11 protein-coding genes are annotated in these 12226 nt (G+C 69.9%); 4 read left to right on the top strand and 7 right to left on the bottom strand.

Going from position 1 to position 12226, the window contains the following annotated elements:
* Nucleotides 1-48 precede the first annotated feature (48 nt).
* Both DFR41_RS25015 and DFR41_RS25010 read right to left on the bottom strand, forming a co-directional pair.
* A complete protein-coding gene (locus tag DFR41_RS25015) occupies nucleotides 49-447 on the bottom strand; it encodes a type II toxin-antitoxin system VapC family toxin (RefSeq protein WP_114804733.1) in 399 nt (132 codons plus the stop codon).
* A 5-nt stretch (nucleotides 448-452) separates the two neighbouring features.
* A complete protein-coding gene (locus tag DFR41_RS25010; protein ID WP_017762341.1) occupies nucleotides 453-695 on the bottom strand; it encodes an AbrB/MazE/SpoVT family DNA-binding domain-containing protein in 243 nt (80 codons plus the stop codon).
* 167 nt (nucleotides 696-862) lie between these two features.
* Here DFR41_RS25010 and DFR41_RS25005 point away from each other — a divergent pair, with 167 nt between their 5' ends.
* The 3 genes from DFR41_RS25005 to DFR41_RS24995 all read left to right on the top strand — a co-directional run bounded on the left by DFR41_RS25005 (nucleotide 863) and on the right by DFR41_RS24995 (nucleotide 3145).
* A complete protein-coding gene (locus DFR41_RS25005; protein ID WP_043112863.1) occupies nucleotides 863-1840 on the top strand; it encodes a Bug family tripartite tricarboxylate transporter substrate binding protein in 978 nt (325 codons plus the stop codon).
* Nucleotides 1841-1933: 93 nt separating this feature from the next.
* Nucleotides 1934-2659 (top strand): phosphoserine phosphatase SerB, encoded by a 726-nt coding sequence (serB, locus tag DFR41_RS25000; RefSeq protein WP_114804732.1) that lies wholly within the window; start codon nucleotides 1934-1936, stop codon nucleotides 2657-2659.
* A 90-nt stretch (nucleotides 2660-2749) separates the two neighbouring features.
* Nucleotides 2750-3145 carry a DoxX family protein gene (locus DFR41_RS24995; RefSeq protein ID WP_114804731.1) on the top strand — a complete coding sequence of 132 codons (396 nt, stop codon included), beginning with the start codon at nucleotides 2750-2752 and terminating at the stop codon, nucleotides 3143-3145.
* Nucleotides 3146-3163: 18 nt separating this feature from the next.
* Here DFR41_RS24995 and def read toward each other — a convergent pair whose 3' ends face one another.
* From def to smc, 5 genes are all read right to left on the bottom strand, one after another.
* Nucleotides 3164-3703, bottom strand: a complete 540-nt coding sequence (gene def, locus DFR41_RS24990; RefSeq protein ID WP_114804730.1) for a peptide deformylase — start codon at nucleotides 3701-3703, stop codon at nucleotides 3164-3166.
* A 53-nt stretch (nucleotides 3704-3756) separates the two neighbouring features.
* On the bottom strand, nucleotides 3757-4251 hold the full coding sequence (locus DFR41_RS27555; RefSeq protein ID WP_147284430.1) for a hypothetical protein: 495 nt from the start codon (nucleotides 4249-4251) through the stop codon (nucleotides 3757-3759).
* A 131-nt stretch (nucleotides 4252-4382) separates the two neighbouring features.
* Nucleotides 4383-6542 (bottom strand): NAD-dependent DNA ligase LigA, encoded by a 2160-nt coding sequence (gene ligA / locus DFR41_RS24985; protein ID WP_114804729.1) that lies wholly within the window; start codon nucleotides 6540-6542, stop codon nucleotides 4383-4385.
* 28 nt (nucleotides 6543-6570) lie between these two features.
* Nucleotides 6571-7680 carry a cell division protein ZipA C-terminal FtsZ-binding domain-containing protein gene (locus DFR41_RS24980; RefSeq protein ID WP_114804728.1) on the bottom strand — a complete coding sequence of 370 codons (1110 nt, stop codon included), beginning with the start codon at nucleotides 7678-7680 and terminating at the stop codon, nucleotides 6571-6573.
* Between the two features lie 52 nt (nucleotides 7681-7732).
* Nucleotides 7733-11248, bottom strand: a complete 3516-nt coding sequence (gene smc / locus DFR41_RS24975) for a chromosome segregation protein SMC (protein WP_114804727.1) — start codon at nucleotides 11246-11248, stop codon at nucleotides 7733-7735.
* Between the two features lie 95 nt (nucleotides 11249-11343).
* On the opposite strand from smc, the gene DFR41_RS24970 reads away from it, so the two are divergent.
* Entirely contained in the window at nucleotides 11344-12108 is a 765-nt protein-coding gene (locus tag DFR41_RS24970) for a hypothetical protein (protein WP_043112866.1), read from the top strand.
* Nucleotides 12109-12226: the final 118 nt, after the last annotated feature.

Genomic DNA, 12226 nt, shown 5'->3' with positions numbered 1-12226 from the left:
CTGCCCAGATCGTGCTCACGGGCACCCTGTGAGCACGGCAGCAGAACCTCAATCCGGCGTGACCAGGGCCACGGTGGGAAAGTAGCTCGCGTAGCGGCTGGCGTCACGTGTCAGCACGGGCCAGCGCGCCACGGCCGCATGCGCCCCGATGAACAAGTCGGGCAGCACGTTGGCCTTGGTTCCGCCACGTCGACGGTATTGGGCGAAGGCCTTGCCGGCCAGGAACAGTGCCGGGCGGGGCAACTCGATCACCGGGAGCCGAAGCGAATCGAGCACCTCGTCCAGCGCCTCGAAGGTGCTGAAGGTCAGCGACAGTTCCGCGTAGATGACCGGGTTGATGCACAGCTTGTGCAACTGCGACTGGGCACGCAACTGGGCCACGGACCAGTCGGCCCACTCCGGGTCATCCTCCAGCAGATCCACCAGCACGTTGGTGTCGACCAGCATGTCGATCAGCCCCTCAGCAAGGCCATCAGGTCCTTGGTGCGCCACTTCACGTCGGCTTTGCCCCGGGCAGCCTCGAAACGGTCGGCCCGGCGCGCTGCCGTGCCCCGGCTGGCTTCCGCCTTCTGCAGCACCACCTGGCCATCGCGGTTGATGGCGAAATCCACCGCAGTGCCCGGCGTGAGACCCAGGGCGTCGCGCACTTGCTTGGGGATGGTGACCTGACCTTTGACGGTGAGCGTGGTGGGCATGGAGAGCTCCTTCAGGAAAGTGTTACCGATTCTATAGACGTAATACTTCGCCAGGCCGACCTGCTCTGACGGCCTTGCACCCCATGCGCCATGAGTTGGCCCGCAGCGGGCATCGGCACAGGGCTTGCTAAAACTCATCGTTCCAAAATACAACGGAGAGAGAAGCGATGCACACCCGACGACAAGCCCTGATGTTCACGGGCGCACTGGGGACGCTGGCCGCCAGCGGCCGGGCGTTCGCGCAGGCCAGGTACCCCGAGCGCCCGGTCAAGGTCATCGTGGGCCTGCCCGCCGGTGGCAGTGCGGACATGATCGCGCGCGAGCTGAGCCAGAAGCTCGGCGCGGCGCTCGGCCAGCCCTTCGTCGTCGACAACCGCGCCGGCGCGTCGGGGCAGATCGGCATGCCCGCGGTGGCCCGCGCGGCGCCGGACGGCTACACGCTCACCGTCTCTCCCGCCTCTTTCCTCACGACCAACAAGAGCGTCTTCAAAACCCTGCCCTACGACCCCGAGGCCGACTTTGCGCCGATCTCGCGTCTGGTGAACCAGCCCATGGTGCTGATCGTGAAGGACAAGGCCAAGTACCCGACGGTCGCGGCATTCCTCGCCGCAGCCAGGGCGGAGCCGGGCAAGCTCACCTACGCGTCGTCGGGCGACGGCAGCCCCCAGCACCTAGGTGCGCTCATGTTCGAGACCCGCACCGGCGCGAAGATGCTCCACGTGCCCTACAAGGGTGGCGCGCCCGCCATCAACGACACGCTGGCCGGCAGCGTGGACGGCATGTTCGCCGTCATGCCCGAAGCCCTGCCGCACGTGCAGGCGGGCAAGCTGTTCGCACTGGGTGTGCTGAGCCCGCAGCGCTCGCCCGTGCTGCCCAATGTGCCGACCATGGCCGAAAGCGGCATCCCCGACCTGAACCTCTCGGCCTGGGTGGGCATCCTGGCGCCGGCTCGCACGCCCAAGCCCATCATCGACCAGCTCAACGCAGCCGTGCGTGCCGCACTGGATGCAGACCTCAAGGCCAAGCTGGCCACCAACGGCATCGAGGTCGCCCCCAGCTCGCCCGAGGAGCTGCAGCGCATCATCGCCGCCGACATCAAGCTGCACGCACAGCTGGTGAAGGCAGCGGGATTGGTGCCGCAGTAAACCGCCACGTCATGCAGCATCGCGGCGAGGCCCGTCGAAGCCCGTTGCGACGCCGACCCAGCGCCCACGGATCGCGATGAGAAAATCGACGCCATGACTGTCGCCGTTCCCACGCCATCCATCTCGCCAGGCCTTGTCGTCCGGCACATCCCCGGGCCGCTGAGGCTGGCCGACTTCGGCCTGATCGCCTTCGACATGGACTCGACGCTGATCACCATCGAGTGCATCGACGAGATCGCGGATGCGGTGGGCAAGAAGGCGGAGGTCGCGGCCATCACCGAGGCCACTATGCGCGGCGAAATCAAGGATTTCAAGGAAAGCCTGCGCCGCCGCGTCGCCCTGCTCGAAGGCGTGCCAGTGGGTGCGCTGCAGGAGGTCTACGACCAGCGGCTGCGCCTGTCGCCCGGTGCGCCCGAGCTGGTGGGCGCCTGCCGCGAGGCAGGACTGAAGGTGCTGCTGGTGTCGGGCGGCTTCACCTTCTTCGCTGACCGCGTGAAGGCCCGGCTGGGCATCGACTTCGCACGCTCCAACCTGCTGGAGGAAGACGGCGGCCGGCTCACGGGCCGTGTGCGTGCGCAGGACTGGGGCGACATCTGCGACGGCGCCGAGAAGCGCCGTACGCTGCTGGAAGTGGCCTCGCTGCTGCGCCTTTCGCCCGCGCAGACCATCGCCGTGGGCGACGGCGCCAACGACCTGCCGATGATGGGCGAGGCCGGCCTGTCGGTGGCCTTCCATGCCAAGCCGAAGGTTCGCGAGCAGGCCATGGTGGCGATCGACGAAGGCGGGCTGGACCGGCTGCTGGAAGTCGTGCGGCCCTGACCACGTGGCACGGTGACGCGCGCCGCTAACATCGCGCGCTCGCGGCCTCTGCGGCCATCTTTTTCCTCAGCTTCTTCCTCCCCCGCCTCCATGAACCGTACCGACGACATCGGCAAGTTCCTCCTGCGCGCCACGCTCGGCATCCTGATCCTGCTGCACGGCATCGCCAAGCTGCCCAAGGGGGTGGACGGCATCGGCCACATGCTGGCCTCGCACGGCGTGCCCTCGGTGCTGGCCTACCTGGTCTTCGTGGGCGAGATCGTCGCGCCGGCGCTGCTGATCGTCGGCTTCTTCACCCGGCCCGCGGCGCTCGTGGTGGCCATCAACATGGTGGTGGCGATCTGGCTGGTGCACATGGGCGACCTGGGCAAGTTCAACGGCACCGGGGGCTGGGCGCTGGAACTGCAGGGCATGTTCCTGGTGGCGGCGCTGGCCATCGCCATGATCGGCGGCGGCCGCATCGGCGCCGGAGGCCGCTTCAACTGAGCGGCCGGGCCGCACGACTCAATCGTCGTCGGCCGCGTCAAGTCCGGGGAACAGCACCGCGGTGAAGCCGAAGCGGCTGAAGTCCCGTACGCGCATCGGGTAGAGCTTGCCGATCAGGTGGTCGCATTCATGCTGGACCACCCGGGCATGGAAGCCCTCGGCCACGCGGTCGATGGGATCGCCGTAGGGATCGAAGCCGCTGTAGCGGATGCGCTGCCAGCGCGGTACCACGCCGCGCAGGCCCGGCACGGACAGGCAGCCCTCCCAGCCCTCTTCCTCTTCGTCGCCGAGTGGCTCGATCACGGGATTGAGCAGCACGGTACGGGGGACGACTGGCGCCTCGGGATAACGGGGATTGGGGCGGTCGGTGCCGAAGATCACCAGTTGCAGGTCCACCCCGATCTGCGGGGCCGCCAGGCCGGCGCCGTTGACGGCATGCATGGTCTCGAACATGTCGCGCACCAGCAGGTGCAACTCGTCGGTGTCGAAGGCGCCAACGGGTTGTGCAATGCGCAGCAACCGGGGATCGCCCATCTTCAGGATTTCGCGGATCGTCATCCGCCGATTGTGGCCGCGCCACACGGCAGGACGCGGCCGATGCAAGCCCCCGCTCAGGGCGTGTTGCCCGAGTCCTGCTTGGGCGGCGGAATGATCGTGCCGGTGCCCACACGGGGGTCACCGAAGGGAACGACCTGCGGGCCACCCGGTCGGCCGGCACCGGGCCCGCGAGGTGGCACCACCGGCACGGCGCCGGGCAGCTGCGCCTGGGGCGGTGCACCGCGCCAGCCCCGACCCCGGTCATGGTCCCTGTCGCGGTCGTTCCAGCCCGGGCGCCCGTACGCCGGGGGATAGGGATAGGGCGTTACCGGCCGGCGATCCCAATACCGCGGCGCCGGCTCCCGGTACACATCGACGCCCACGTAACCGCCAGGGACGACGGCCGGTTGCCCGTAATAGGGCTGCGCGGGATAGGCCGGATAAGTCGCCTGCGGATACGTCGAATAACCCGGATATGCGTAACCCGGCTCTTCATAGGCTGCGCAGCCGCCCAGAAGGATTGCTGCACCGAGCGCCAGCGCGCCGGCCCCGCCACGTCTGAAATTCATCGTCATCGTTTGTCCTCCGGGCCGCAGCCCTGGATGTTCAACGCGGTTGGAGCGCGGGTGCCGACGCCAGGGTCCCCACCGGGGCGTAACACGCGGTAAGAGTCAGCGCGTCGTCAGTGCAGTCGGCGGCTTCAGCCCGCTGCCAGCAGCGCCAGCATCCCCGCCTCGTCGAGCACCTCGACGCCCAGCTCGCGAGCCTTGTCGAGCTTGCTGCCGGCGGCCTCGCCGGCCACCACGTAGTGCGTCTTCTTGCTGACCGAGCCCGCCACCTTGGCCCCTGCCGCCTCGAGTTTTTCCTTCGCGTCCTCGCGCGAGAGCGTAGGCAGCGTGCCTGTGATGACGAAGGTCTTGCCCGCCAGCGGGAGCGCCGCGCGCGGGGCAGGATCGCCCTCCGGCCACTGCACGCCACAGGCCCGCAGTTGCTCGATCACCTCGCGGTTGTGGGGCTGGTCGAAGAAGGTGTGGATGGCCTCGGCCACGATCGGGCCGACGTCATTGACCTCCAGCAGCTGCTCCACGCTCGCGTCCATGATGCCGTCGAGTCGGCCGAAGTGGCGGGCCAGGTCCTTGGCCGTGGTCTCACCCACGTGCCGGATGCCCAGGCCGTACAAAAAGCGCGGCAGTGTGGTCGTCTTGGACGCCTCCAGCCCTTCCAGCACGTTCTGGGCGGACTTCTCGGCCATGCGGTCCAGCGCCGCCAGCGCCGTCAGGCCGATGCGGTAGAGGTCGGGCAGCGTCTTGACGATGCCCGCGTCCACCAGTTGGTCGACCAACTTCTCGCCCAGGCCCTCGATGTCCACGGCGCGGCGCTGCGCGTAATGCAGGATCGCCTGCTTGCGCTGTGCCCCGCAGAAGAGGCCGCCCGAGCAGCGGTGGTTGACCTCGCCCTTCTCCCGCACCACCGCGCTGCCGCAGATGGGGCACGCCCGCGGCATGCGGAAGTTGGGCACGTAAGGGTCGCGCGGCGGCAGGCGGTGGCTCTCGCCTTCGCCCACCGCCTGGTCGATGGCCGCCTCGCTGGCCGTGCCTTCGGCGCGCGCCGTCGCCACACCGGCCGGCGGCACGCGGCCGACCACCTCGGGAATCACATCGCCCGCGCGGCGGATGACCACCATGTCCCCCACGCGCAGTTCCTTGCGGCGCAGCTCGAACAGGTTGTGCAGCGTGGCGTTGGAGACGGTGGTGCCGCCGACGAACACCGGGTCCAGCCGCGCCACCGGCGTCAGCTTGCCGGTGCGGCCGACCTGCACGTCGATGTCCAGCATGCGCGTCATCTGCTCCTGCGCCGGGTACTTGTGGGCCACGGCCCAGCGCGGCTCGCGCGAGACGAAGCCCAGCTGCCGCTGCAGCGCCAGGCTGTTCACCTTGTAGACCACGCCGTCGATGTCGAAGGGCAGCTGGTCGCGCAGCGCGCCGACCTGGCGGTGGAACTCGGCCAGCTCCTGCGGGCCGTTGCAGACCTGTGTGCGGTCCGACACCGGAAAGCCCCAGGAGCGCAGCGTCAGCAGCGCCTGGTACTGGGTGCCGAAGTCGGGGCCGCCCTGCTCCACCGGTGTGACCTCGCCCCAGCCGTAGGCGAAGAAGGACAGCGGCCGCTGCCGCGCGATGGCCGGGTCGAGCTGGCGCACCGCGCCGGCCGCGGCATTGCGGGGGTTGACGTAGGTCTTCTCGTTCTTCTGGCCGGCCTCGATCTTCTGGCGCTGGCGCTCGTTGAGGCGATCGAAGTCGGCCCGCTTCATGTAGACCTCGCCGCGCACCTCCAGCACCGGTGGCGCGTCCTTCGGCAGCGTCAACGGAATCTGACCGATGGTGCGGATGTTCTGCGTCACGTCCTCGCCCACCTCGCCGTCGCCGCGGGTGGCGGCCTGGACCAGCGTGCCGTTCTCGTAGCGCAGGTTGATGGCCAGGCCGTCGAACTTGAGTTCGGCCACGTATTCGATGGCCGGCGCATCGGCGGCCAGGCCCAGCTCGCGGCGCACGCGGGCGTCGAAGGCTTCGGCGCCGGTGGCCTCGATGTCGGTCTCGGTGCGGATGGACAGCATCGGCACCTGGTGCCGCACCTTGGCAAAGAAAGGCAGCACCGCGCCGCCCACGCGCTGGGTGGGCGAATCGGGCGTGCGCAGCGCGGGATGCGCCTCTTCCAGCTCGGACAGGCGGCGGAACAGACGGTCGTATTCGGCGTCCGGGATCTGCGGCGCGTCCAGCACGTAGTACTGGTGCGCGTGATGGTTGAGGGCAATGCGCAGCTCGGCGGCCTCCTGGGCCACCGCTGCGGGAACGGTGTCGGTCATCGCGGTCGGTGTGCGGTAGCAGCGCGGATCAGGAGAACAGCCGGCGCGCCAGCGCCGAGCCGGCGGACAGCTCGCGGCCGTCCAACGTGTCGTAGAGCTGTTCCAGATCCTGCCCGATGGCGTCCAGCGTCTCGGTGCGCAGGGGCTGGCCGTCGCTGTCGGTGACCACGCCGTCCATCTCCCGGGCCAGCGCCTCGGCGATCTCGCGCATGCGGGCGAAGGGTTCCAGGGCTCGGTCCACCTGCGGCACGTCCAGGCTCAGCATCAGCTCGCGGATGGCGGACTGGGCCGGGTCGTCGGCCAGCGCGGCCTGGGTGTCGAAGACCAGGCCGAGCACCGGCGGCGCGCCGGCATCGGTATTGGGCAGCACCATGCGCCCGGGCAGCATGCCGGGCACGAAGCCCAGGCGCGCGGCATTCTGCTGCACGTAGCCAGGGCTCCAGGCGGCGTGCCGCGCCCGAAGAACGAAGGCCAGCTGCGCATCGTGCGCGCTGGCGAACTGGTCCAGCTCGCGGGCACGGGCGACCTCGTCCAGCATCTCGGGGAACTCGGGCGCGCCATTGAGCGCGTCGGCGAAGGCCTGGGCCTTGACGACGAATTCCGAATACTCGATCTCGTTCAGGGCGCCGGTGCGGTTGGCCAGCTGCACGCCGATCTGCAGCGCGCGGTAGCGGGCGCTGGCGACGGGCGGCTCCCATTCGGCGGCGCCATCGCGCAGCCCCTCGACGGCGATGGGCTTGCTGCCCGCGCGGCGGGTGGCCGGCGTGGCCGCCAGCACGGCGGCACCGGAGACCAGGCCTTCCAGCGCCACCGGGGCGATCACGTCGATCAGCGGATCGAGCCCGCCGCGGCGGCTGCCCAGCAACGCGGCGGCACCGGGCTGGCCGGTGGGCGGCGGCAGGTCGGGGTCGAACAGCGGCTCGTGCCGATCAGCCGAATGCACGTCGTTCGGGTCGGCATGCAGCACCGGATCGTCCGGGCCGCCCTGCGCCCCATCGAGCGGCGCGAGGCCGGAATGCGGGCCGTCGCCTTCGGGCTGGCGCGGGGCGTTGCGGCGCAGCGTCCAGGTGTTGTAGGCGATCAGGGCCGCCAGCACCAGGCCGCCGGCGATGGCCACGGCGATCGTGAGATTGCTCATTGGGATTGCTCTTCCGTGTTCTTGTTGTAATGCGCGCGGACGGTCCGGCGCGTCAGCCGACTTCGGCCATGCCGGCGGCGGATTCCATGTCCACCGCCACGATGCGCGAGACGCCCTGCTCCTGCATGGTCACGCCGATCAGCTGCTGCGCCATCTCCATGGCAATCTTGTTGTGGCTGATGAAGAGGAACTGCGTGCCGCGGCTCATGGCCGACACCAGCCGGGCGTAGCGCTCGGTGTTGGCGTCGTCCAGCGGCGCGTCCACCTCGTCCAGCAGGCAGAAGGGCGCAGGGTTGAGCTGGAAGATGGCGAACACCAGCGCGATGGCCGTCAGCGCCTTCTCGCCGCCCGAGAGCAGGTGGATGGTCTGGTTCTTCTTGCCGGGCGGCTGGGCCATGACCTGCACGCCGGCGTCCAGAATCTCGTCGCCGGTCATGATCAGCCGCGCATTGCCGCCGCCGAACAGCTCCGGGAACATGCGGCTGAAGTGCTCGTTGACGGTATTGAAGGTGCCGCCCAGCAACTCGCGCGTCTCGCCGTCGATCTTCCGGATCGCGTCTTCCAGCGTGGTGATGGCCTCGTTCAGGTCGGCCGACTGGGCGTCGAGGAAGGTCTTGCGCTCGCGGGCGCTGGTCAGCTCGTCCAGCGCCGCCAGGTTGACGGCGCCCAGGCCGGCCACCTCGCGGTGCAGCCGGTCGATCTCGCCTTGCAGGCCGGTCAGGCGCACCTTGTCGGCCTCGATGGAGGCGGCGATGGCCTCGCGGTCGGCCTGGGCGTCGGCCAGCAACTGCTCGTACTGCTCCAGGCCCAGGCGGGCGGCCTGCTCCTTGAGCTGCATTTCGGTGATGCGCTGGCGCAGCGGGTCGAGCGCGCGCTCGATCTGCAGCCGCCGCTCGTCGCTGGCGCGCAGCTTTTGCGTCAGGTCGTCGTACTGGCTGCGCATGGCGCCCAGCGCGGCCTCGCGCTCGGCCTTGAGGTTGAGCGCGTCCTGCAGGCCGGCCTGGGCAGCGGCGTCGGACAGGCGGGCCAGTTCGCCCTCGGCCCGCTCGCGCTCGTCGGCCAGGGCCACGGTCTGCTGGCGGGCAGTGTCGATGGCGCGGCCGAGTTCGGCGCGGCGCGCCTCCAGCGTGCGCTGCGAGAAGGTGGATTCCTGCACCTGCCGCTCCAGGCTGCGGTGCTGCTCCCGTGCGGCGTCCAGCTTGCGGCTGGCCTCGATCACCCGCTCTTCCAGCTCGGCATGGCGCTCCTGGCTGTCGGCCAACTGCAGGTCCAGCTCCTCGAAGCGGGCCTCGGCGGCGACGCGGCGCTCCTGCAACTCTTCGAGCTGGGCCTCGACCTCGCCCAGGTCGGCATTGAGCTGCTCGCTGCGGGCGCGGGCCTGCTCGGCCTGCTGCGACAGGCGCAGCGTCTCGACCTGCAATTCGTGGGCGCGGGCGCGGGTCTGGTCGGCCTCGCGCCGTGCGCCGACCAGGCGGCCGGCTGCCTCGCCATAGGCGCTTTCGGCCCGCACGAGGGCGGTGCGGGCCTCTTCGGCGATCAGGGCCTGGGCGCGCAGTTCGCGCTCCAGGTTCTCCATTTCCTGCTGGCGGGCCAGCAAGCCGGACTGCTCGGAGTCCTGCGCATAGAGGCCGACGCTGTGGCGCGTGACGACGTGGCCGGCGGCCACGTAGATGGCCTCGCCGGGCTGCAGGCGCTCGCGGGCGGCCAGGGCCTCGTCCAGGCTGGCGGCAGTGAAGCAGCCGTGCAGCCAGTCGGCCATCAGCGACTGCAGGCCGGCGTCGTGAAGGCGCAGCAGGTCGGCCAGGCGGGGCATGGCGCCCGCACTGGCAGCAGCCGGCGCCGAGGGCGGCGTGTAGAAGCTGAGCTTGGCCGGCGGCGCGTCGGCGGCGAAGGCGCGGGCCATCTCCAGGCGCGAGATTTCCAGCGCGCCCATGCGGTCACGCAGCGCGGCTTCGAGCGCGGCCTCCCAGCCGGGCTCCACATGCAGGCGGCTCCACAGGCCTTGCAGGCCGTCCAGGCCGTGCTTGGCGAGCCAGGGGCGCAGCTTGCCGTCGGTCTTGACCTTCTCCTGCAGGGCGCGCAGCGCCTCGAGCCGGGCCGACAGTTCGGCCTGGCGCGCGCCTTCGGTGTTGACGGCCTGCTGGCGGGCGCGGCGGTCGTCGTCCAGCTGCGGCACGCGTTCCTGCAGGTCCATCAGGCGCGCCTCGGATTCGCTGGCCGCTTCTTCGGCCATGGTGAATTCCTCGCGCAGCGCTTCCAGCTTGGCCTCATCGGGCGCGTTCAGCGCCTGGCGGTCGGCGCGCAGGCGGTCGCTGCGCTGGCTGAGCTGGCGCACCTGGTCGTCGATGTTGCGCTGGTCGGCGGCCAGCACCTGGATCTGCTGCTGCACCTGCACCACGGCACCGCGCTGGCCGTTGGCCGTTTCCTGCGCGCGCTGGCGGGCGTCTTCCAGCTCGGGCAGGCGGGCCTCCTGCTCTTCCAGTTGCGCGGCCAGGATCGCAGCCTGCTCCTCGGCGTCCATGCCGGCGCCGGCCAGGTTCTCCAGTTCGACCTCGGCATCGGCGCGGCGGGTGTCCCATTGCTGGATCTGCTCGGCCAGCTGGGCCAGCCGCTGCTGAACGCGCTGGCGGCCTTCGACCACGTAGCGGATCTCGCCCTCCAGCCGGCCGACCTCGGCGCTGGCCTCATAGAGCTTGCCCTGGGCCTGGTTGACCTGGTCGCCGGCGCCGTAGTGGGCCTGGCGGATGGTCTCCAGCTCGGCCTCGATGTGGCGCAGGTCGGCCATGCGCGATTCGAGGTCGTTGACGGCCTGGCGGCCCTCGGCCTGCACGCGCAGTTGGTCGGCCTCGGCGTCGGCGCGCTTGAGGAACCACAGCTGGTGCTGCTTGCGCGTGGCCTCGGCCTGCAGCTGGTTGTAGCGCGCGGCCACCTCGGCCTGCTTCTCCAGCTTCTCGAGGTTGGCGTTGAGCTCGCGCAGGATGTCCTCGACCCGGGTCAGGTTCTCGCGCGTGTCCGACAGGCGGTTCTCTGTCTCGCGGCGGCGCTCCTTGTACTTGGAAACGCCCGCGGCCTCTTCGAGGAACAGGCGCAGCTCCTCGGGCTTGGACTCGATGATCCGGCTGATCGTCCCCTGGCCGATGATCGCGTAGGCCCGCGGGCCCAGGCCGGTGCCCAGGAACACGTCCTGCACGTCGCGTCGGCGCACCGGCTGGTTGTTGATGAAGTAGCTGCTGTTGCCGTCGCGCGTGAGCACGCGCTTGACCGCAATCTCGGTGAACTGGCTCCACTGGCCGCCGGCGCGATGGTCGGCGTTGTCGAACACCAGCTCCACGCTCGCCCGGCTGGCCTGCTTGCGGCTGGTGGTGCCGTTGAAGATCACGTCCTGCATGGACTCGCCGCGCAGCTCGGAGGCGCGCGACTCGCCCAGCACCCAGCGCACCGCGTCCATGATGTTGGACTTGCCGCAGCCGTTGGGACCCACAACGCCCACCAGCTGGCCAGGGAGCATGAAGTTGGTCGGCTCAGCGAAGGACTTGAACCCGGAAAGCTTGATGGAGTTGAGACGCACCGCAGACGGGCAGCAAGGCCAAGATGTTGATATTCAAGGAAAAAGTGCGCAGCCCGTGGCTCGCCGCGCAAGCGCAGGATGATAACGTGCGCCCAATGCGCCTTCCCCCGTCCGCTTCCCTCGTGCCCGCGCACGCGCATCGCCTGCTGTTCGGCTCCCTGATCGCCACCTGCGCCCTGCTCGCCGGCTGCGGCATGTTCCATGACACCAAGCGCGCCGAGCCCTACACCCAGGGCGAATGGCTGGAGTCCGGCGCCAACCGCGTGGCCAACCTCGCGTTGCGGGACAACCTGGAATCGGTGCGCCGGGTGCAGCTGTCGCTGTACCGCCGCAATCCGCGCGAATGGCGCAAATGGGCCACCAGCGCCGACGACGCCGTGGCCCGCACCTGGCAGGCCATCGACCAGGGCCCGCCGCTGCCCTGGCTGCGCGGTGCCACCGGCATCGAGGCCGTGCGCCTGGCCTTCGCGCCGCCGGAGACCTACGCAGGCGACCGCGTGGCGGCGCTGGTGACCGGCTGGGCCGCCATGCTCAAGCAGGCCAACGGCGACACCTGGCGGCAGACCATGATCGATGGCATCAGTGCCGAGAACGCCTTCCGCGCCGCACGCAACTTCGAGATCTCGCTGTGGCTGCTGAGCTCGCGCACCGGGGCCGACGGCCAGCCGCTGCTGCTGTCCACCGAGATCAGCGAACGCGGCCGCAATCTGGTGGTGGACCGCGAACTGTCGAAAGTGGTGGCGCGGCTCGATCTGCTGGCCGCCCAGGCCGACGAGAAATACCGCCGCGCCGCGCTGGACTTCAGCCAGAACTGGCTGATGGGCAACCTGGGGCCGCTGCTGGCGATGGTGCCGCGCTGAGCGCGGGCGTCGCGCCGACCCTTTGCGCCTGCCGTATTTGCACACCACCGACACAGGTCGCTTTCTAGAATGCGCCGCGCAACCCGTGCAAACCCGGCTTCCGCACCGCGCGGCGCGC

Source organism: Pseudacidovorax intermedius (assembly GCF_003350475.1).
GTDB classification, from domain to species: domain Bacteria; phylum Pseudomonadota; class Gammaproteobacteria; order Burkholderiales; family Burkholderiaceae_C; genus Xenophilus; species Xenophilus intermedius.
This window is presented reverse-complemented; position numbering and strand designations above follow the sequence as displayed.